Source organism: Microbacterium sp. MYb62, from assembly GCF_002979475.1.
GTDB lineage: Bacteria > Actinomycetota > Actinomycetes > Actinomycetales > Microbacteriaceae > Microbacterium.
The window spans coordinates 14,523-33,274 of sequence record NZ_PCOY01000031.1 but is presented as its reverse complement, the minus strand read 5'-3'; the positions used below and the strand labels follow the sequence as shown (position 1 = coordinate 33,274).

The 18,752-nt window shown below is 67.4% G+C and carries 24 protein-coding genes and 1 tRNA gene; 11 read left to right on the top strand and 14 right to left on the bottom strand.

The annotated features are described in order from the left end of the window. The 4 genes from CQ042_RS20585 to CQ042_RS19075 all read left to right on the top strand — a co-directional run. Window positions 1–314: hypothetical protein (locus tag CQ042_RS20585; protein WP_181157640.1), on the top strand; the 314-nt coding region annotated here is incomplete at its 5' end. Between the two features lie 155 nt (window positions 315–469). Beyond that, window positions 470–1,327 carry a M23 family metallopeptidase gene (locus CQ042_RS19085; RefSeq protein ID WP_146115434.1) on the top strand — a complete coding sequence of 286 codons (858 nt, stop codon included), beginning with the start codon at window positions 470–472 and terminating at the stop codon, window positions 1,325–1,327. Window positions 1,328–1,470: 143 nt separating this feature from the next. Next, window positions 1,471–2,073, top strand: coding sequence for a TetR/AcrR family transcriptional regulator (locus tag CQ042_RS19080; RefSeq protein WP_105672023.1), 603 nt, complete (start codon window positions 1,471–1,473; stop codon window positions 2,071–2,073). Next, window positions 2,070–2,870, top strand: a complete 801-nt coding sequence (locus tag CQ042_RS19075; protein WP_105672022.1) for an SDR family oxidoreductase — start codon at window positions 2,070–2,072, stop codon at window positions 2,868–2,870. The genes CQ042_RS19080 and CQ042_RS19075 overlap by 4 nt, the downstream gene beginning before the upstream one ends. A 71-nt stretch (window positions 2,871–2,941) precedes the next feature. Here the strand turns inward: CQ042_RS19075 and CQ042_RS19070 are convergent, their stop codons facing one another. Continuing rightward, window positions 2,942–3,331 (bottom strand): hypothetical protein, encoded by a 390-nt coding sequence (locus CQ042_RS19070; RefSeq protein ID WP_105672021.1) that lies wholly within the window; start codon window positions 3,329–3,331, stop codon window positions 2,942–2,944. A 185-nt stretch (window positions 3,332–3,516) separates the two neighbouring features. Further along, window positions 3,517–4,203 (bottom strand): hypothetical protein, encoded by a 687-nt coding sequence (locus CQ042_RS19065; protein WP_105672020.1) that lies wholly within the window; start codon window positions 4,201–4,203, stop codon window positions 3,517–3,519. 206 nt (window positions 4,204–4,409) lie between these two features. Here CQ042_RS19065 and CQ042_RS19060 point away from each other — a divergent pair, with 206 nt between their 5' ends. Then, window positions 4,410–5,195, top strand: a complete 786-nt coding sequence (locus tag CQ042_RS19060) for a leucine-rich repeat domain-containing protein (protein WP_146115433.1) — start codon at window positions 4,410–4,412, stop codon at window positions 5,193–5,195. A 37-nt stretch (window positions 5,196–5,232) separates the two neighbouring features. Next, on the top strand, window positions 5,233–5,769 hold the full coding sequence (locus tag CQ042_RS19055; protein WP_146115432.1) for a hypothetical protein: 537 nt from the start codon (window positions 5,233–5,235) through the stop codon (window positions 5,767–5,769). On the opposite strand, the gene CQ042_RS19050 is transcribed toward CQ042_RS19055, so the two are convergent. The 4 genes from CQ042_RS19050 to CQ042_RS19035 all read right to left on the bottom strand — a co-directional run bounded on the left by CQ042_RS19050 (window position 5,766) and on the right by CQ042_RS19035 (window position 7,475). Then, window positions 5,766–6,524 carry a pentapeptide repeat-containing protein gene (locus tag CQ042_RS19050; RefSeq protein WP_105672017.1) on the bottom strand — a complete coding sequence of 253 codons (759 nt, stop codon included), beginning with the start codon at window positions 6,522–6,524 and terminating at the stop codon, window positions 5,766–5,768. The two genes, CQ042_RS19055 and CQ042_RS19050, sit on opposite strands and share 4 nt — an antisense overlap. Beyond that, a complete protein-coding gene (locus tag CQ042_RS19045; RefSeq protein WP_219844881.1) occupies window positions 6,521–6,952 on the bottom strand; it encodes a hypothetical protein in 432 nt (143 codons plus the stop codon). The genes CQ042_RS19050 and CQ042_RS19045 overlap by 4 nt, the downstream gene beginning before the upstream one ends. A gap of 4 nt (window positions 6,953–6,956) precedes the next feature. After that, window positions 6,957–7,211 carry a hypothetical protein gene (locus CQ042_RS19040; RefSeq protein WP_105672016.1) on the bottom strand — a complete coding sequence of 85 codons (255 nt, stop codon included), beginning with the start codon at window positions 7,209–7,211 and terminating at the stop codon, window positions 6,957–6,959. Window positions 7,212–7,398: 187 nt separating this feature from the next. Continuing rightward, window positions 7,399–7,475, bottom strand: a tRNA-Pro gene (locus CQ042_RS19035). Window positions 7,476–7,582: 107 nt separating this feature from the next. On the opposite strand from CQ042_RS19035, the gene CQ042_RS19030 reads away from it, so the two are divergent. The 5 genes from CQ042_RS19030 to CQ042_RS19010 all read left to right on the top strand — a co-directional run bounded on the left by CQ042_RS19030 (window position 7,583) and on the right by CQ042_RS19010 (window position 11,254). Further along, on the top strand, window positions 7,583–8,167 hold the full coding sequence (locus CQ042_RS19030) for a GNAT family N-acetyltransferase (RefSeq protein ID WP_105672015.1): 585 nt from the start codon (window positions 7,583–7,585) through the stop codon (window positions 8,165–8,167). Between the two features lie 34 nt (window positions 8,168–8,201). Next, entirely contained in the window at window positions 8,202–8,657 is a 456-nt protein-coding gene (locus CQ042_RS19025) for a hypothetical protein (RefSeq protein WP_105672014.1), read from the top strand. Window positions 8,658–8,719: 62 nt separating this feature from the next. Continuing rightward, window positions 8,720–9,388 carry a lysoplasmalogenase family protein gene (locus tag CQ042_RS19020; RefSeq protein WP_105672013.1) on the top strand — a complete coding sequence of 223 codons (669 nt, stop codon included), beginning with the start codon at window positions 8,720–8,722 and terminating at the stop codon, window positions 9,386–9,388. Beyond that, window positions 9,388–9,759, top strand: a complete 372-nt coding sequence (locus CQ042_RS19015) for an RNA-binding S4 domain-containing protein (RefSeq protein WP_181157638.1) — start codon at window positions 9,388–9,390, stop codon at window positions 9,757–9,759. Before CQ042_RS19020 ends, CQ042_RS19015 begins: the two co-directional genes overlap by 1 nt. Window positions 9,760–9,811: 52 nt before the next feature. Further along, on the top strand, window positions 9,812–11,254 hold the full coding sequence (locus CQ042_RS19010; RefSeq protein WP_105672012.1) for an HNH endonuclease signature motif containing protein: 1,443 nt from the start codon (window positions 9,812–9,814) through the stop codon (window positions 11,252–11,254). Window positions 11,255–11,261: 7 nt separating this feature from the next. Here CQ042_RS19010 and CQ042_RS19005 read toward each other — a convergent pair whose 3' ends face one another. From CQ042_RS19005 to CQ042_RS18970, 8 genes are all read right to left on the bottom strand, one after another. Next, the gene (locus tag CQ042_RS19005; protein WP_105672011.1) at window positions 11,262–12,179 is read right to left on the bottom strand and encodes an NUDIX hydrolase; all 918 of its coding nucleotides are present in this window, start codon (window positions 12,177–12,179) and stop codon (window positions 11,262–11,264) included. Between the two features lie 61 nt (window positions 12,180–12,240). After that, a complete protein-coding gene (der, locus tag CQ042_RS19000) occupies window positions 12,241–13,713 on the bottom strand; it encodes a ribosome biogenesis GTPase Der (protein ID WP_258132359.1) in 1,473 nt (490 codons plus the stop codon). Between the two features lie 40 nt (window positions 13,714–13,753). Next, complete coding sequence (cmk, locus tag CQ042_RS18995) at window positions 13,754–14,473, bottom strand: (d)CMP kinase (protein ID WP_105672009.1); 720 nt, start codon at window positions 14,471–14,473, stop codon at window positions 13,754–13,756. Continuing rightward, the gene (locus tag CQ042_RS18990; RefSeq protein ID WP_105672008.1) at window positions 14,466–15,602 is read right to left on the bottom strand and encodes a prephenate dehydrogenase; all 1,137 of its coding nucleotides are present in this window, start codon (window positions 15,600–15,602) and stop codon (window positions 14,466–14,468) included. The genes cmk and CQ042_RS18990 overlap by 8 nt, the downstream gene beginning before the upstream one ends. Further along, window positions 15,599–16,405 carry a pseudouridine synthase gene (locus CQ042_RS18985; protein ID WP_105672007.1) on the bottom strand — a complete coding sequence of 269 codons (807 nt, stop codon included), beginning with the start codon at window positions 16,403–16,405 and terminating at the stop codon, window positions 15,599–15,601. The genes CQ042_RS18990 and CQ042_RS18985 overlap by 4 nt, the downstream gene beginning before the upstream one ends. After that, window positions 16,402–17,031, bottom strand: coding sequence for an SMC-Scp complex subunit ScpB (gene scpB, locus CQ042_RS18980; RefSeq protein ID WP_258132358.1), 630 nt, complete (start codon window positions 17,029–17,031; stop codon window positions 16,402–16,404). The genes CQ042_RS18985 and scpB overlap by 4 nt, the downstream gene beginning before the upstream one ends. After that, window positions 17,021–17,878 (bottom strand): ScpA family protein, encoded by an 858-nt coding sequence (locus CQ042_RS18975; RefSeq protein WP_105672006.1) that lies wholly within the window; start codon window positions 17,876–17,878, stop codon window positions 17,021–17,023. The genes scpB and CQ042_RS18975 overlap by 11 nt, the downstream gene beginning before the upstream one ends. Then, window positions 17,862–18,695, bottom strand: coding sequence for a ParA family protein (locus CQ042_RS18970; RefSeq protein WP_181157642.1), 834 nt, complete (start codon window positions 18,693–18,695; stop codon window positions 17,862–17,864). Before CQ042_RS18970 ends, CQ042_RS18975 begins: the two co-directional genes overlap by 17 nt. Between the last annotated feature and the right edge of the window lie 57 nt (window positions 18,696–18,752).

Here is an 18,752-nt window from a genome sequence, read left to right as displayed (position 1 = left end):
CCTCCGCCGACGAGTACGGAGACTTCACCGCCAGCGGACTGGTCGAGATCTGCGTCGGCGCCACGAAGTCGGCATTCGCCAGCGATGTGCAGTTCGACACCACCGGCAGCCGCATCGAGCGACGCAACGTCGACCCCGAGTGGCTTGTACTCGTCCCCGCGCAGACAGCTGGATTCGCCGGGGAGGCGCAGTGCACGATCGGCGGCTCTCCGACGAGCCCGGACATCGGCCTGTCGTCCGCCTCGATCGAGCGCCTCCCCGAGGAACAGATTCAGAAGCTGATCGACGGGAAGAACGAGGGGGGTGATCGATAGTGTGCGGATCAGAGTCGACGGCGTCGCCGCCGACCTCGCAGACCCGCCCCGTCCTGTCACGTAGGTCGGCTCTGATCGCGTCCGGGGTCGTCTGCGGAACGGCGATCTTCGGCTGGAATGCCCTCTCCCCCCGAGAGGCGGCATCCGCAGCGGGTATGTACGTGCGTCCCTGCGGCTACGCTCCGATCTCGGATACCTGGCAGGGACACCGGAATCGCAATTCCGCTGAGCCGGGCACAGACTACTCCGTGCCGAGAGGCATGCCTGTCTGGGCGGCGACGAGCGGCATCATCGTGGACCGCAAGGACACACCTTCGACGGCCACGGGGCGCTATCTGGCCCTCCGCGCTGACGATGGCAACTACATCCGCTACCTCCACCTCGACGCCAGCACGGTCCAAGTGGGGACCCGAGTCGTGCAGGGTGCGCTCATCGCCTACTCGGGAGCTTCCGGTTTCGATAGCGAAACCGGATACGGCGCCCACGTTCATGTGTCCCTCTGGATCGGCGGGTCCCCGACCCAGCTCGGCTTCAAGAACACCGTCGACTTCGAGAACTACGTCATCGACACCACCCCCACTCAGCCTGCGAACCCGGAGGATCCCGTGCCTACCCATCAGTCCACGACCCATGCGTGGAACACCGTCATACCGGCGAACTCCTGGATCCCGGTCCGCGTCGGTGCAAACGAGAACTACCTCGCCGTACTCGGCGCCGGGAGGCGCGAGACAGGGGAAGCTGTCGTCAATCTGCGTGCTTCCGGCGTCGCTTCAGCGCTCCAGATCCGAGTCGTCGCGGAGACTCTGAACTCGGCTGGCGCGGTCGTGCAGACGCTCGCGCAACCCGCAGTCGAAATCCCGAAGACGGTGTCGAGCGACGGGATCACGCTTGCCCAGTACGTGATGCCGTACGCCCTGGTCGGTCCAGTGAGAATGTACGCCCACGTGAGGTCCATCGGTGGCACCGCGCGAATCGAAGAAGTCACCGTCAAGAAGAACTACTGGCCGTCGTGACGCTTCGCATGTGTTGACGTTCCCCCTGTCGAGCTGACGAGCGATCGATCGTCTGGTCCGTTCGAGACGGGCAAGTCGGCAACACTCGGGGCGGGTCGTCATCAACGATGACCTCGATCATACATACGTGTTAGCTTGTATGTATGAGAAGGACAGCAGAGGACGCAGAGCGCACGCGGGTCGGCCTGCTCGAAGCCGCGCTGCGGGAGTTCGAGTCCCAGGGCTGGGGCGGCGCGACGCTCGAGAGTGTCGCCGCCCGAGCGGGAGTGACTCGCGGGGCCTTGCATCATCACTTCCGTTCGAAACTGGCGCTTCTGGAGCAGGCGCTGGAGTGGGGGTGGGCGAGCTACGCCGACAAGCTCTTCTCCGGCGATACCTCACTCGCACATCTCCTCACGCAATACGTGAAGCTCCTGCAGGAAGACGCGACGTTCCGTGCACTCGCGAGCTGCAGCGTCCTCGTCGCGCCGCAGGCATCGACGGAACTCACCGAGAGAAACGCCGCACTCGACGTCTGGCACGATCACGTCACCGCACTCCTCGGCGAGGACACCGAAGGTTCAGCCGTCAAGCCTGCCGCAGACCTGTTCATGGCTCTCGTCAAGGGGCTCTCCGTGGCGGCGGCGATTCGCCCGGCAACGCTTCCCCGCGCGGATGCTCTCACCGTCGCGTTCGACACGCTGGCGCAGGCTCTCGGCAGCGCACAGCATCCCACCCAGAGCTCACCGCAACGAGACCGAGCATGAACGAGGCACGACCCCAGATCCTCGTCACCGGCGCAACGGGAAGACTCGGCCGAGCTGCCGTCTCCCATCTGCAGGCGGCCGGCCTGACGGTGCGAGCACTGTCGCGCGGTCCACGGGAACCCGAAGTCCGACTCGAGCGGGTCGTCGGCGACCTGAGCACCGGGGCAGGTCTCCGAGAAGCTGCTGAGGGCATCGATGCGATCATCCATCTCGCCTCGGCGCCATACCAGGGTCGGTACACCAAGGCGGTCGAACTCGATGGCACGCGGAACCTGCTGAAAGCCGCCGAGTCCGCTGGTGTCTCCCGACTCATCTACACATCGATCATCGGATGCGACCAGATCCCCTGGGCCTACTTCCAGATCAAACTCGCCACCGAACAGCTCGTTCACGCGTCGCCGATCAACACCACGGTGGTGCGGCTTGCGCAGTTCCATGAGTTCCTCGATCAGGCGTTCACCGGCATGTCCCGGCTGGGGGCCTTGATCAGCGACAGAAATGTCGTCGCGCAGCCCGTGGACACCGACGACATCGCTCCGGAACTACTCCGCGTCCTCCTCGAAGAGCCCTCGGTGGAGCGGGTCGAGTTCGCCGGGCCCGAGCGCCTCGGCCTGGACCAAGCGCTCACCGAGTGGACCGAAGCCACCAACCGCAGGCGACGAATCCTGCATCTGCGGATCCCCGGCAAGCTCGGCAGGGCATTCCGCTCAGGCGCGCTCACCACCCGGAACGGCGGTCGCGGCTCGCGAACCTGGAAGGACTACCTCGAAGCGAAGTACAACCCCCGCCGCGAGTAGCTGCATTCACGCTTCGGGGAGCGAGAAGGGTGACGCTCTGCTGTGGGATTTGGACGCGGGACCGTGGCTCATCAGCGATCGATGGTGAACCACGCCGTCGGGCCGTTGGTGAGCGACGGGGCCTCCTTCGCCCCGAAACCGGCTGCGGCATCCGGCCACGCGATGAAGTTCCTCTCCGCGCGATGCGCGATGTTCCTCGTCATCGGGTCGACCGCGAACACGCCCGTCCCGCCGGTGCGCGCCACACGCATCAGTTCGCGAACGTACTCCGCGGTGCGGCTGTCCTCTGCCGGCACCGATGCCCGCAGCTCGCCGTTCCACAAGCAGTCATCCTCGGAACGTGACCGCACGAGGCTCGCGAGGCCGGTGCCGACGATCGCGTACACCCACCCCCGACCGGACGGGTGACGCACCACATAGTCACGGTGGAACTTGCTCTCCGAGATGATGCTCGTGTCCACGAGGGTGACGTGAGGGCCTGCGCATTCACTCAGTGATGAGCGAAACGTCGGGGTGTGTGTCTCGGGTTGTTGAGTCGCATCGACGAACCTCACCGCGGGAAGGCTGGTTCGCACCGCGTCGCTGAACTCTGCTTCATCCGCGGGCGTCATGAAGAGGCAGAGCCGATGGAGCTTCGACGGTGTGCTCACGACACCAGTGGAGACGTGATCTTCGTCGCCCGGTAGGACTGCCCGTCTTTCGTGGCGCGCCACCGGCGCCAGTGCTTCGCCGACAGACGGAAGGGCAGGTGCTTCTGCACGTGAGCGGCCGCCTCATGCAACCGGTCGTCGGCGGGGAATCCGAGCCAGAGCGCGAGCGAGGAGGCCGTCGTGCCGAACGTGGCACGCACCCCGGACGCGCCGAGGAGGCGCCCATAACCATCCACCGCGAACCGACCGAACGCATCCGCGTCGATCCCCTCGTAGGGCGCTCCTGTCGAGGGATCGACCAGAGCCACTTGCGCGGTCCAGACCAGCGAGGCCAGCGGATGGCCGTGGCCGGTCACCGCTCCCGCATCAGCACTGCTCAGGGCCTCGAGCGTGGCATCGACGTCATCGGAGCGAACCCGCCACACGGTGTGCGTGCGCTGCCGGCTCTGCGGTCCGCCGAGGCGCGCTGCCGCGAAGTCTTCGAAGCGGCCTGCGACGTCGGGCGGACCTCCTGCCCAGAGCTGGAAGGACGTCTCCGGTGCACCGATCGTCACGCCGGTGGCATCCAGGAACGCCTGCACGCTCTCGTAGGCCGTGCGGGGCTTCTTGGTGCGAAGCGAGTGCGCGCCTCCCGCCGAGGTCGGCAATCCGTCGTAGGTCACGACCTCCTGAATCCACGTCACCCCTCCATTATCCCGACGACCAGGACGCGCGACGCGTGCGCAGGCGCTGCGGGACCGGCGCGGCGCGGCAGGGACGACGACAGCATGCGCCGGTAACCTGAGGTGCGGCGTCGACGACAGCCGTCGGATTCAGGGGTGAGCGGATGAGGGCGTCAACGGGCACGCGGACCATGGTGTTGCACAGCGCGCACCAGGACCAATTCGACGTGCCTGACCGAGACCTCGTCTTCTACGACCAGCCCTACGACGCCGAGCAGCTGTCGCGCATCACCGATGTGCACCTGTGGTCTCCCCTTGACGGGCCCATCGACCGTCTCCCTGAGATCATCACAGCGATGACGAGGTTGAAAGCCCTCAGCATCGGGCCGGGGCGCGTCCTCCCCACTGTCGTCACGCAACTGCGGCAGGGCGATCTCCCGGAGAGCCTGGAGGAGCTCTCCGTGCACGTCGGCGAACGGACCCTGGCGTGGCCGGATGTGGTGGTGCCGAACCTGAAGACCCTCTACGTCGGCGAACCCTTCCGATTCAGAAACGAGCACTTCCCCACGCTCCGGGCCCTCTCCCTCTACCCGCAGAGATCTCTGAGCAATGTGCGGCAGGCGCTCGAACTGCCGCTCGAAGAACTGAACCTGTTGAACGTGCCCACCGACGAGGAGATCTTCCGCCTCGTCGAACCGGTCGGGCTTCGCCGTCTCGGACTGATCGGTGGCCGCACGCTGACGAGCCTCACCGGGATCGGTGCGCTCCCCCAGTTGGAGTCGTTGCGGTTGAAGAACCTCACCGCTCTGGGCGACATCTCGGAGCTGGCTGCTCTCCAGCAACTCGAGATCGTGAACATCCAGTACTGCAAGAAGATCACCGGCATCGCCGCCCTCAACGACCTCCCCCGGCTGCGAAGGGTCACCCTGGTCGGCTGCGGGAACATCGGCCTCAAGAGCGTCGAGGCGACGTTGTCGACGCTGGAATGGGCCAACACAGGTGCGACCACGTGACCGCCTGCCCGGAGAGAATGTGCTCGGTGACGACGACATGACGAAGGGACTCCTCCGGCGCACGGCCAAATCCTTGCAGGAAGCCGGGTGGATGTATGAGCCGCCGCGGTCCGCGGAAGAGGGTGTTCCCTCCGCGCTGCACCCGGCGCCCGAACCGGTGATCCGCTGGGTGTCCTCGTTCTCGCTGCTGTCGGACTCAGACGAGTCCGTGTGGTTCTTGTCCCGCTCCGACTACTCGACCGGCGCGGAAGGTGCGTTCGCGTGGAACGAGTTCGAACAGCTGAGTGCCCAGGCTGCGACAACGGATGACGAGGCGATCGCGGTCTCCCGTTTCTGGGAACGTCACGTGCCCATCCTGCTTTCCGTTCGCGACGGTTACGAGTACCTGGCAGTGCGAGACGATGGAGCAGTCGTCCACGGAACGGAGCCGGAGTTCGAAGAGGCGGTGGTCGTGTTCTCCGACTTCGAGGATCTGCTGAGGTACATCATCGCGCGGCCGACAGCACGGAACAGGATCGTCGAGAGACTACTGTTCGACGGCACCCACGTCTCCGACGCGACGCTCAGCCCTTAGCCCGCGACGTCCGGGTCCAGGGGCAGATCGTCCGCACGCCCTGCAGCAGCGGCGCGCGCGTAGCGCCGCGCGTACGCTGCACGCGTGGCGTCGGCGTGCTCCTCGCCATCCCATTGGTCCGGCATCGGCTCGCCCTCCCGACGTGAGCATGTCACACGTGCGAGACCGAACGTGACGGACGTGTTCACGAATGCGCACCGGGTGAAGCTCGTGCTCGCGGAGAACGTCGCATCGACGAACGTGCAGTCTTCGAACGTGGCATCCGAGAAGTCTGCGCCGCTGAGGTCGGCGCCGTCGAACAGGCAGCGCTCGAATCGAGTGTTCGGCGACGACCTCATCGTGCGCAGATCCGCACCGGTGAAGTCGCACTCGGTGACCTTCGACCCGATCGCCAGTCCCTTCAGCGACGAAGCACGGAAACTGCATCGCACGAAGCTGCGGTCGAAACGGGGTTGCCCGGTGAGCGATGCAGAATCGAACAGACAGTCGGAGAGCTCTGACTCGAAGAACATCAGGCGGCCTCGAGCATGGCGGAAATCGGCGCGGGACAATGTGATGAACCGGAACTGCAGGCCGTCACGCCCCGCTTTCACGCCGCGCAGGTCGAGCCGACTCTCGTCCGTCTCCGGCCAGTCGGTGTCGAACCGATGCGGACCTTTCACGATGCGAGCCTGCTGCAGCACCTGCTCCTGCAGCGCAGCCAGCCGATCAGGTGTCCATCGGCGTGACAGCTCGGCGATGCCACGGTCTTTCACGGGCTCATCCTGTCGGCAGCGGCCGGATCTTCATCGATGAGGAACGCGATCTTCTGTTGCTCAGCGTCCGCGTCGAAGGCACGGTCACGAGCGGCGACCCGTCCGATGAGATCGGTGACTGCCCGGTGGATCGTCTGCCGCAGGAAGGCGACCGGATCAGAGGCGGCGCTGACCTCGTCGTCACTGATCCGGATCTCTCCGGTGACGGTTCGTCGCGACGGAGACACTCGCGGGTTCCGCAACCCCGACGGCCCTGGCACCGGCGTGATCTCGCCACCGACCGTCAGGAAGAGGTCGAAGTGATATGAGAATTCCACCGTGCGCAGGTGCTGCTTGATCCGCCCGAGCTCCTCGATGAAGCCCGCCTGCGGCGATGGACCACCCCACACCGTGCGGAACGTGAGCCGCCCCTGCGTCACGATTCCCACGGGATCAGCTTATCCACAGCGCTTCGAGGACTACGAGCTGCAAGCTCGGCCACCCCAGGTCGTCCCGCCCGCCACGCGGCGAGGGGTCTTGGACGATCGCCCGCATCGCCATGTCCGGATAGACGACATCCTCGTCTTCGATGCGGAAGCCGTCACGCAACACCACCGACACCTCACGGCTGCCTGCCCACGACGCAGAGCCCGCGGCGAGAGTCAGCAGATACCGATGCGCCTTCAGCAGTGGATGTGTCTCGATCACCGACGTCGGAGCACCGCCCAACCGCGCGCCATCCCCGCGATCCGGCAACGCGGGATACAAGGACACGGGCCTGTGCCAAGCCTATGTGCACCTCGGAGGCGGTAACCGGCAACCCGGTTCGGGAGGGGGTGGCGTGCCCGGGACATGCAGAAGGCCCGGAGACTCTTGCGAGTTTCCGGGCCTTATCTGGTCGGGCTGACAGGATTTGAACCTGCGACCCCTTGACCCCCAGTCAAGTGCGCTACCAAGCTGCGCCACAGCCCGTTGTCCTGTGCTCTCGCGCAGGCAACTCCCCTATCTTAGCCTCATCCCGGGCGCCTCTGCGAACCGGCGGCGTTGCGGGTGTCGGATGTCCGGCGTAGCGTCGCGGCATGGTGACGATCACGACCGAGGTGGCGACGACCGCCCGCTGGGATGATGTCCAGCACGCGCTCACGGGGGGCGGCGACGGCGCCAGCTGCCAGTGCATCTGGCCGGTGCTGAGCAACAAGGATTGGAACGCGACGACGACGCCGCAGCGCACCGAGATGCTCCGCGCCGAGATCGGCGAGGGCCCACCACCCGGACTCATCGCGTACGTCGACGGTGAGGCCGCCGGCTGGATCCGCATCGGCCCGCGCACGAGACAGGCACGCGTTCCGCGCACGAGGATCATCGCGGCGGCGACGACAGAGCCCTTCGATGACGAGTCGGTCTGGGCCGTCACGTGCTTCGTCGTGCGGCGGGAGCATCGCGGCGAAGGACTGAACCGTGAGCTCCTCACCGCGGCAGTCGACTACGCCCGCGAATCCGGAGCACGGTTGATCGAGGGCTACCCCGTCGACACCGGCGGGGAGAAGCAGCGCGCCAACGAACTGTTCCATGGCACGCTCGGCACCTTCCTCGCGGCCGGCTTCACCGAGAAGACCGAGCTCAAGCCCGGCCGCACCCTCGTCGCTCTCGACCTTGCCGCATGATCGTGGCGTCTTCCCGAGCCGCTAGCGTGAAGACATGAGCGACGAGAATGCGACCATCGACGATCCCGAACTCGGCGCCCTCACCCGCGCCACCTCCGAGCTCACCGACGGCAGCGTGCTGACGCACGACTGGTTCGTCGGCACCGTCTCGGTCGAGGGCACCGAGCTCGAGCTGATGCTCGAGGGCACGACGTCCGACGAGGTCGCCCCTCTCCTCCCCCGTATGCGCGACGCGGTGAAGCGTCTGCACACGCTGCGCCGGATCGCGACGGATGCCGTGGTCTCGAAATTCAGCACGAGCGATCCCGAGCCCCACGAGCTCGACGAGGCCGCCTCCGATCTCACGATCGAGGCACTCGAGGCCGCCGCCGACGGCACGGTCATCCTCCACCTGATCGACAGCTGCGGCGAACACTTCCCCGAGGGGTACTGGCCCGCCGTACACCTCGCCGTCGACGACAGCGTCGCGCAGGTCACCGTCGAGTCGTGAGCAACCGACATACGGCGAGCACGACGTCGGACACATCGACGCCTCGACCATACGATGAGAGAATGCAGCGACGCGCCCCGCTCACCTCACTCGTGTGGGCGTTCCTCCCCTTCGCCGTGGTGTCGATCCTGCACGTCGTCCTGCTGGCCACGGGCAGCCCGCTCGCCGGGCCGACCAAGCTTCTACTTATGCCGTTGTTGGCCGTTCCGGTGCTGCTCTCCGCTCGGCACCTGATTCCACGCTCGACGCTCCTCCTGCTGCTTGCAGCCGTGCTCTTCTCCTGGCTCGGCGACGGCGCGGGGGCCTTCTTCCCTGCCGCTCCCGAGCTGCCCCTGATGCTCCTGTTCTTCGGCATCGCGCACGTGGCGTACATCGTCCTGTTCGCCCGCCATCTCGCAGTACGGCGCATGCCCTGGTGGGCTCTCGTGTACGTCGCCTGGTGGATCGCGATGATCGTCTTCCTCGGTCCGCACACGGGCGGTCTGCTCATCGGCGTCGCGATCTACGGACTCGTCCTCGGCGGCACGGCCGCCTTCTCCGCGCGGTGTCACCCGCTGATCGCGGTCGGTGGTGCCTTCTTCCTCGCAAGCGACACGATCCTCGCATTCCGCCTGTTCCTGCCGGAGTCCCTGCCCGCGTGGAGCAGCCCGGCCGTCATGCTCACCTACACGCTCGGCCAGGGCCTCATCGTGGCGGGCGCTCTGCTCGCCCTCCGGAAGCAGAACCCCTGATGGACGCGGCGCGCGTGGACAGCTGGCTCTGGGCGATCCGTGTCTACAAGACGCGATCGGCCGCGACGACGGCGTGCCGCGCGGGGCACGTGCGCGTGAACGGCGACAAGGTCAAAGCCGCGCAGCAGATCCGCGTCGGCGACGAACTGCGAATCCGCATCGCCGGGTTCGACCGGATCCTCATCGTCCGCCAGCTCCTCGTCAAGCGGGTGGGCGCTCCTGTCGCCGCGCTCGCCTACGAGGACCGCACGCCGGAGCGCGAACCTCAGGCAGCCCTGGGTCTGCGCGACCGCGGCGCAGGCCGCCCCACCAAGCGGGAACGTCGCGACATCGACAAGCTGCGTGGACGGAACCATGATGCGATGGATTGATACTCCGGTATCTACCGTGCGATTCTTCGAACATTCATTCTAGAATCGAACCATGGAACACCGCACCGATCTCGACCTCGATCTCGAGGAGAGACGGCGCGTGCTGGACGCCTGGGTGGCGAAGCGCCGACAGATCGCCGCGTTCGAGGCCGAAGCCGCAGAGCTCCTGATCGAGCAGATCGCCCTGCATGATGCCGACGTCTCGGCGAGCCCGTTCCATCGCGATGCCATCCACCGCTCGATGGTCGCCGAGTTCTCCGCCGCCGCGCACGTTCCGAAGGGCTCGATGGAGTTCGCCTTCGCGGATGCGCACGCTCTGCAGGCTCACCTTCCCGCGATCCGCGCCGCATTCGCGAGTGGGTCGATCAGCTCCGGCCATGTCCGCGAGATCGCGAGGGCGAGCGCCCTCGTCGCCGAGGCTATCCGCAACAAGAAGGCGGATGCCTCTGTCATGGAGCTGTTCGAGACCGCGGTCCTCGTCGTCGCCGAACAGGACACGGCGGCACGCACCAGGGCACACGCACGACAGGTCGCTGCCGCCCTCGTCGGCGAGACGGTGGTCGATCGTCATCGTCGGGCGGCGGAAGAGCGGTGCGTCACGGTGAAGTCTCTCGACGACGGTCTGGCGCTGCTGACCGCGGTGCTCCCCGAATGGATCGCGACCGCGATCTCCGACCGCCTGAGCCGGATGACGAAGGAGGTCGTGCGTGCCAGGGCCGACCGCGAATTCGTCCCGCTGCCGTGGTGGTGGGACGGCGACCACGACGGCCTCTCCCCCGAGGACTTCGCGCTCGACGACCCGTCATTCGATCCCTACGCCGGCGGGATGATCCCTTGTGCAGAGGGCGTGATCCCGGGCGCCGACGGAGACACGTTCGCGACCGATCCCGAGATCGAGCACTTCTCGCCCGACACGCGCACCTGGGCACAGGTTCAGGCCGACCTCTTCAGCGACCTGCTGCTCACCGCAGACCCGAGCGCCGCTCACGGCGACGGCCTTGACGACATCCAGGCGCGGGTACAGGTCACGGTCGCCGCGAACACACTCCTCGGCGCCGACAACCGGCTTGCAGAGCTCGACGGGCACGGACCTCTCGACCCCGACATCGCCCGCGACCTCGCTGGACGCAACAACGGCTGGACCCGCCTGTTCCTCGATGCGGCCGGGATGGTGATCGAGACCGATACCTACACACCGACCGAGGGCATGCGGCGATTCCTCCGCGCTCGCGATCAGCACTGCCGCTTCCCCGGGTGCCGCATGCCGGTGCACCGATGCGATGTCGATCACAACCGCGATCATGCCAAGGGTGGCAGAACCCGACTCGACAACCTCGGCCACCTCTGCCGAGCGCACCACACGCTCAAGCATCCGGACGTCCCCGATCCGCATCGGTGGAATGCGCAGCAGGAGAAAGACGGAACCATCACCTGGCACAGTCCCCTCGGACGCGACTATGCCGATTCGCCACCCCGGCGAGTGATGTTCGTCTGAGGAGGACTCAGTCCGTGCTGTCGAGCAGGTCTCGCAGCCATCCCGCCGACCGCACGTGAGAAGCCCCCGCGCGCTCCACTCGCTCACGAAGCTCCCGGTCGCTCGTCACCGCGATCACGGTCCGTCGGGCGGCGACACGACGCTCGACCTCCGCCACGATCGCATCATCGCCCGCGGCATCCGCTCTGACGATCGACACGGCCGCCGGGCCTGCCGCCGCCACGGGCTCGATGGCACGGGCCTTCCCCTCCACCACCATCGACACCTCGGGGAACCAGTCGTCACCGGCAAGCTCCAGAGCGCTCGCGGGCACTTCCAGCCCTTCCAAGCGCGCACGCAGGCGAGACGCTGCCCCGGCCCGGTCCTTCCACCATCCGTCGGGCACCGACCCCACGACGTTCGCGGCATCGACCACGATCGCGGGCCTCACCTCGAGCAGCGCCCTCAGCGCCGACCAGGCCGCACCGAATCCCGGATGCAGCGGTCGCGCGTCGACCTCATCGACGGGAACCCATTCCAGCGCCACGCTCTCCGGGTCGCTGATCACGGGGTCGAACCGCTCCTGCACATCGGCGATGACGGTCGTGTATGACCAGATGCCCAGATCGAGGACGCTCGTGAACCGCGCGCGCACCGCGCCGTCCGGCACGCCGGCTTCCTCCTGCGCTTCCCGGATCGCGCCGTCGATCGCACTCTCCCCCTCGTGCAGCGCTCCCCCCGGCAGGCCCCAGGTGCCACCGAAGTGACTCCACGAGACCCGGTGCTGCAAGAGGATGCCGCGAGCCGGATCGAACGCGAGAAGTCCGGCAGCGCCGAAGCGCCCCCAGTACTTCTCCCCCGTCTCCGCGACCACCCAGGCATCGCCGGGATTCCGCGCCCCCTCGGGACGGCGCGGCTCACCGGGTGCAGGAGGTACGACGCTCACCCCCTCAGCCTTTCACAGCATCGGGGGTCACAGCACCACGCGCGACATGCGCCGGAACAGATCAGCGCTGACGCTTCTCGCGCACCCGCATGTTGATCACGATCGGCGTGCCATCGAACGCGTAGAGCTCGCGCAGGCGGCGCTGGATGAACCGGCGATACCCCGGGTCGAGGAACCCGGTCGTGAACAGCACGAACGTCGGCGGACGGGTGGACGCCTGCGTGCCGAACAGGATGCGCGGCTGCTTGCCGCCACGAAGCGGGTGCGGGTGCTCGGCGACGAGCTCCGCGAGGAACGCGTTGAACTTGCCCGTCGGAATGCGACGGTCCCAGTTCTCCAGCGCCGTCTCCAGCGCGGGCACGAGCTTGTCGAGGTGTCGCCCGGTCTTCGCCGAGATGTTCACGCGCGGCGCCCAGGCCACATGCGCCAGGTCCTGCTCGATCTCGCGCTCGAGGTAGCGACGGCGGTCGGCGTTCTCGAGGTCGTCGTCGTTCAGACGATCCCACTTGTTGAAGGCGAGCACGAGCGCGCGGCCCGACTCCAGCACGAGGTCGATGATGCGCACGTCCTGCTCGCTGATCGTCTCCGAGACGTCCAGCACGACGACGGCGACCTCCGCCTTCTCCAACGCGGCCGAGGTGCGCAACGAGGCATAGAAGTCCGCACCCTGCGCCATGTGCACGCGTCGACGGATGCCGGCGGTGTCGACCAGGCGCCACATCTTGCCGCCGAGCTCCACGACCTCGTCGACCGGGTCACGGGTGGTGCCGGCCAGATCGTTGACGACCACACGCTCTTCGCCCGCGGCCTTGTTCAGCAGCGACGACTTGCCGACGTTCGGGCGACCGAGGATGGCCACCCGGCGCGGTCCGCCGATCTCCTGCTTCGCGACGGCCGACACCTCGGGGAGCTTCTTCAGCACGGCGTCCAGAAGGTCGGCGACGCCGCGCCCGTGGATGGCCGACACGGGCCACGGCTCGCCGAGGCCCAGGCTCCACAGCGCAGCGGTCTCGGGTTCCTGACGGGCGTCATCGATCTTGTTGGCGACCAGGAACACCGGCTTGCCGCTCTTGCGCAGCAGCTTCACGACGTGCTCGTCGGTCGACGTCGCACCCACCATCGCATCGACGACGAACAGCACCATGTCGGCGAGATCGATCGCGACCTCCGCCTGCATCGCGACCGAACGGTCGATGCCGCGGGCGTCGGGCTCCCACCCACCGGTGTCGACGAGGGAGAACCGACGGTCCGCCCACTCGGCCTTGTACGTCACGCGGTCGCGGGTCACACCGGGGGTGTCCTCCACGACGGCCTCGCGGCGGCCGAGAATGCGGTTCACGAGCGCGGACTTGCCCACGTTCGGGCGTCCGACGATCGCCACCACCGGCAGCGCGGGGCTGTACTGGATGCCGTCCTCGCCGAGCGTGATACCCGCGAGCAGCGCGGCATCCTCATCGTCGAGCTCGTAGTCGGAGAGGCCCGCGCGCAGGGTCTCCGCCCGCTGCTCGGCGAGATGCTCGTCGATCTGTTCCATCTTCTCGGCGAGCTGGTCGGGGCCGCCTTCGTATTCTTCGTCAGCCACGGTGTGCTCCTCGGAGTCGTTCGATCACCGTGAGCACGGCGTCGATGGTCTGGGGGAAATCGAGTTCCGTCGAATCGACGACCTCGACGCCTTCTGCGGCGTTGAGGAAATCGACGACGGCGCTGTCGGAGGCGTCGCGCTTGTGCAGCGCCGCGGCGACAGCGGCCGCGTTCTCGCCGGCGAGTTCGCCGGCGCGTCGTGCAGCCCGCACTTCGGGGGCTGCGGTGAGCAGGATCCGTACGGGCGCATCCGGTGCGACGACGGTCGTGATGTCACGGCCCTCGACGACGACGGCAGGATAGGACGACTCGGAGACGAGCCGACGGAACAGCTCGTTCACCTGGGCCCGCACCTCGGGGACACGGGCCACTCCGCTCACGGCTCCGGAGACGCGCAGATCGCGGATCGCCTCGGTGACGTCGACGTCGCCCACGAGCACCGTCCTCTCGTCGGGGTCGAGACCCAGCCGGACGGGGAAATCGGATGCGACGGCGCGCACGGCCTCGGCGTCGTAAGTGTCGGCACCACGGTCGAGCACATGCCACGCGAGCGCGCGGTATGCCGAGCCGGTGTCGAGATAGCCGAAACCGAGCCTGCGGGCGACCGCCTTCGAGACGCTGGACTTCCCGGAGCCCGCCGGACCATCGATCGCGATGAACTTGTCGGCATCGCTCACGGAGGTGTCCGCGGCGGAGGTCGAGATATCAGTCATTGGTGCTCCCTGCGATCCGCCAGCCGCGTTCCTGGAGTCCGGTGATCGCACCGTGCAGCGCTGCCGGGTCCACGCTGATCTCCGCGAGGCCGAACTGCGCGCCCGGCGAGTGCTCGAGGCGGAGGTCCTCGACGTTGACGCCGAGTTCGCCGAGTTCGCCGAAGAGGCGTCCCAGCTGCCCCGCGGTGTCGTCGACCATGACCACGAGCGTCTCGAAGCGCTGGTTCTGCCCGTGCTTTCCGGGAAGCCGCTCGACGCCATCATTGCCCTGGCGGATGGTCTCGGCGACGATGCGGCGGGCGCCGGGCGCCCCGGGGTCGCGGAGCGCATCCGAGATCTCGCCGAGGTCGGACGCCAACGCGTCGAGGATCTCGACGACGGGGGCGGCGTTCGCCCCGAGGATCTGCACCCAGAGTTCGGGAGCGGACGCCGCGATACGCGTGGTGTCGCGGATGCCCTGCCCGGCGAGGCGGAGTGACCCCTCCTCGGCTCCGGCGAGACGTGCGGCGAGCAGGCTCGCGATCACCTGCGGCACGTGCGAAGTGAGCGCGACCGAGCGATCATGCTCCTCCGGCGTCATCTCGAGAGGCATCGCCCCGACGTCGAGCGCGAGCGCTTCGACGAGAGCCAGGTCTGCGACCTTCGTCTCCTCATCCCGGCACACCACCCAGGGTCGGCCGATGAAGAGGTCGGCACGCGCCGAGATCGCACCGCCGCGCTCGCGACCGGCCAACGGATGCGAGCCGATGTAGCGGGTGAGATCGACACCACGCGCCTGCAGAGCACGGAAGGGCTCGAGCTTCACACTGGCGACATCGGTGACGACGGCGTCGGGGTAGCGGGCGAGTTCGGCCTGGATGACGTCGGCGGTGACGTCGGGTGGGACGGCCACGACGATCAAGGACGGCGCGTCGTCATCGGCCGCGATCCGGCCGGCGCCGTAGTCGACGGCGAGTCGAAGCTGGGCGGGTGAGGCGTCCGTCAGGACGACATCGATCCCCTTGGCGCGGAGCGCGTGACCGATGCTGGCCCCGAGCAGACCGGCGCCGACGACGCGGACGGTGCCGGAGAGCCGCGGCGCGACGAAGCCCGCTCTCCGCCCCGTGGGCGCACTCGTCGTATCGGTCATTCGTTCTCCTGCTCGCCTGGCGCCTCGGCGACACCGGAATCCCGGCGCGACAGGGTCAAAAGCGCGCCGAGTTCGATTTTACTCAGTTCCCGCGTCTTCCCCGCCGGGAGGGTTCCCAGGTGGAGCGGGCCGAACTGTCGGCGGACGAGCTCGGTCACGGGGTGACCGACCGCGGCGAGCATGCGACGCACGATGCGGTTGCGTCCTGAATGCAGAGTCAGCTCGACCAGGCTCGACCCGCGGGAGGTGTCGAGCAGACGTGCCTTGTCGGCGGCGATCGGACCGTCATCGAGCTCGATGCCCTTGGTGAGCTTCGAGATCGTCTGAGGAAGCACGGTCCCCTCGACCTTCGCGATGTAGACCTTGGTCACACCGAACGACGGGTGCGCGAGCACATGGGCGAGCGCGCCATCGTTGGTGAGGATGAGCAGGCCGCTGGTCTCGGCATCGAGACGGCCGACGTTGTACAGGCGCTCCTCGTAGTCGGCGGTGAACCGGCGGAGGTCGGGGCGTCCACTCTCGTCCTTCATGCTGCTGACCACACCGGTCGGCTTGTTGAGCATGACGTAACGCTTCGAGACGTCGAGCTGCACGGCTGTGCCGTCCACGTCGACGAGGTCGTTCTCGGGATCGATCCGCCTGCCGAGCTCGGACACGACGACGCCGTTGACGCGGATGCGCCCCTCTGTGATGTACTGCTCGACCACGCGGCGCGAGGCCACGCCGGCGGCGGCCAGCACCTTCTGAAGACGCACGCCCTCAGGTGCGGCCTCGGAGTCTGTCGAGGCGTCGAAGCCGGTCATCGGATGGTCCCTTCGTCGAATCCGTCTGCACCGTCGTCGAGCAGCGGAGAGATTGGAGGCAGCTCGTCGAGCGAGTTGATGCCCAGATGCTGCAGGAGAGCATCGGTGGTGCCGTAGTTGATCGCGCCCGTCTCGGAATCGGCGAACAGTTCGGTGATCAGACCGCGAGCGAGGAGCGTGCGGACGACGGAGTCCACGTTCACCGCACGGATGGAGGCGACCTGGCTGCGCGTCACGGGCTGCTTGTACGCGATCACGGCCAGAGTCTCGAGCGCCGCCTGCGACAGGCGCGCGGGAGCCTGCCCTCCGACGAACGCGGCGACGACGTCGTCGAGATCCTCCCGCACGTACAGCCGCCAACCGCCGCCGACCTCGCGCAGCTCGAAGCCGCGCCGCGGTCCCTTCCCGAGACCGTCGTAGTCCTCGACCAGCGACTCGAGCGTCTGACGCACGGCGGGCACGGGCGACCCGACGGCCGCGGCCAGCGCGATGAGGCCGATCGGCTCGTCCACGATGAAGAGGATCGCCTCGATGCGTTCGGCGAGCGGGAGCTCGGTCGCCACCTCGTCGATGCGCTCGCCCCGCGTCGGGTCCGTCAGATCTTCTGCTGTCAGGTCATCGGTCATAGTCGGCTCCCAGGGTCGCCAGCGTCTCATCCGACCAGGAGTCGGCTGCCCAGCGGAGTGTGAGCTCCCCGAGCGGTTCCAATTGTTCGAAGGACAGTGCCGCCTGCCGATAGAGCTCGAGCACCGAGATGAAGCGCGCGACGACGATGCCCGGCTCGGTCACCCCGGCGACGAGCTCACGGAAGCTCACCGACTCGGTGGCGCGGAGCAGCGTCACGACGATCGCCGCCTGTTCCCGGATGCTGACCAGCGGAGCGTGCAGGTGATCGAGTCCGACGTGCGGGATCTCCTTCGGGGCGAACGCGAGCAGTGCCAGCGCGGCGAAGTCGTCGGCGCTCAACGACCACACGAGCTCCGGGGTCTGCCGCCGATGCTTCTCCTCGAGACGCACTGCTCGGACATGCCGACGGTCCTCGCGCTGCAGACAGCGGGAGAACCAGGCAGAGACCTCTTTGAAGGCGCGGTATTGCAGCAGCCGCGCGAACAGCAGATCGCGTGCCTCGAGGAGAGCCACGGCTTCGGCATCCACCAGCTCGCCTTGCGGCAGGAGTCCCGCCACCTTCATGTCGAGCAGCGTCGCTGCCACGACCAGGAACTCGGAGGCCTGGTCGAGATCCTCATCGTCTTCGAGCGCCCCCAGGTAGGCGATGAACTCGTTGGTGACCGCGCTCAACGAGACCTCGGTGATGTCCATCTCGTGCTTCGAGATGAGATTCAGCAGCAGGTCGAACGGTCCGTCGAAATTCGACAACGAGACACGGAATCCGACGTTCTCGGCGTGCGCCGCATCGTCTGCGCTCTCGGCGAGCGATGCCTCGACAGGTTCCTCGCTAGGCGACGGCGCCACGGGCGACCAGCTCCCGCGCCAGCCGCAGGTAGGCCTGAGCGGCGGCGTGCTCGGGGGCGAACTCGGTGATGGGCACACCCGAGACCGAGGCATCCGGGAACTTCACGGTGCGTCCGATCACGGTCTCCAGCACGTCGTCGCCGAATGCCTCGACGACCCGCTCGAGGACCTCGCGCGAGTGCAGCGTGCGCGGGTCGTACATCGTCGCCAGCAGACCGTCCATCGTGATCGACGGGTTCAAGCGGTCGCGGACCTTGTCGATCGTCTCGATCAACAGCGCCACACCGCGCAGCGCGAAGAACTCGCACTCGAGCGGGATGATCACACCGTGCGCCGCGGTCAGCGCGTTCACGGTGAGGATGCCGAGCGACGGCTGGCAGTCGATGAGGATGACGTCGTACTCCCCTGCCACCTGGCGCAGGACGCGAGCGAGGATCGTCTCACGCGCCACCTCGTTGACGAGATGCACCTCGGCGGCGGAGAGGTCGATGTTGGCCGGCATGACGTCGAGGCCCTCGACGCTCGAGTGCACGATCGCGTCGTGCGCATCGCGCTTGGTGTCCAGCAGCAGGTCGTAGATCGTCGGCACGTCGTGCGTCGGGATGCCGAGACCGGCCGACAGCGCGCCCTGCGGGTCGAAGTCGACCGCGAGCACCTTGCGACCGTACTCAGCGAGAGCCGCGGCCAGGTTGATCGAGGTCGTCGTCTTGCCGACGCCGCCCTTCTGGTTGCACAGCGCGATGATGCGCGCGGGGCCATGGGACTTCAACGGTTCGGGCGTCGGGAACCCGTGGTACGGACGGCCCGTGGGTCCCATGGGGGTCTCGTCGGCCTTCTGCGCCTTCGCCCTGGACTTCGCCACTTTCTCAGCCAC

Excerpts from the sequence above, each read along its gene's own strand:
- CQ042_RS19085 (WP_146115434.1), top strand. The coding sequence starts at position 470 with ATGTACGTGCGTCCCTGCGGCTACGCTCCGATCTCGGATACCTGGCAG.
- CQ042_RS19080 (WP_105672023.1), top strand. The coding sequence starts at position 1,471 with ATGAGAAGGACAGCAGAGGACGCAGAGCGCACGCGGGTCGGCCTGCTC.
- CQ042_RS19075 (WP_105672022.1), top strand. The coding sequence starts at position 2,070 with ATGAACGAGGCACGACCCCAGATCCTCGTCACCGGCGCAACGGGAAGA.
- CQ042_RS19055 (WP_146115432.1), top strand. The coding sequence starts at position 5,233 with ATGACGAAGGGACTCCTCCGGCGCACGGCCAAATCCTTGCAGGAAGCC.
- CQ042_RS19030 (WP_105672015.1), top strand. The coding sequence starts at position 7,583 with ATGGTGACGATCACGACCGAGGTGGCGACGACCGCCCGCTGGGATGAT.
- CQ042_RS19025 (WP_105672014.1), top strand. The coding sequence starts at position 8,202 with ATGAGCGACGAGAATGCGACCATCGACGATCCCGAACTCGGCGCCCTC.
- CQ042_RS19020 (WP_105672013.1), top strand. The coding sequence starts at position 8,720 with ATGCAGCGACGCGCCCCGCTCACCTCACTCGTGTGGGCGTTCCTCCCC.
- CQ042_RS19015 (WP_181157638.1), top strand. The coding sequence starts at position 9,388 with ATGGACGCGGCGCGCGTGGACAGCTGGCTCTGGGCGATCCGTGTCTAC.
- CQ042_RS19010 (WP_105672012.1), top strand. The coding sequence starts at position 9,812 with ATGGAACACCGCACCGATCTCGACCTCGATCTCGAGGAGAGACGGCGC.
- der (WP_258132359.1), bottom strand. The coding sequence starts at position 13,713 with ATGGAACAGATCGACGAGCATCTCGCCGAGCAGCGGGCGGAGACCCTG.
- cmk (WP_105672009.1), bottom strand. The coding sequence starts at position 14,473 with ATGACTGATATCTCGACCTCCGCCGCGGACACCTCCGTGAGCGATGCC.
- CQ042_RS18990 (WP_105672008.1), bottom strand. The coding sequence starts at position 15,602 with ATGACCGATACGACGAGTGCGCCCACGGGGCGGAGAGCGGGCTTCGTC.
- CQ042_RS18985 (WP_105672007.1), bottom strand. The coding sequence starts at position 16,405 with ATGACCGGCTTCGACGCCTCGACAGACTCCGAGGCCGCACCTGAGGGC.
- scpB (WP_258132358.1), bottom strand. The coding sequence starts at position 17,031 with ATGACCGATGACCTGACAGCAGAAGATCTGACGGACCCGACGCGGGGC.
- CQ042_RS18970 (WP_181157642.1), bottom strand. The coding sequence starts at position 18,695 with ATGGGACCCACGGGCCGTCCGTACCACGGGTTCCCGACGCCCGAACCG.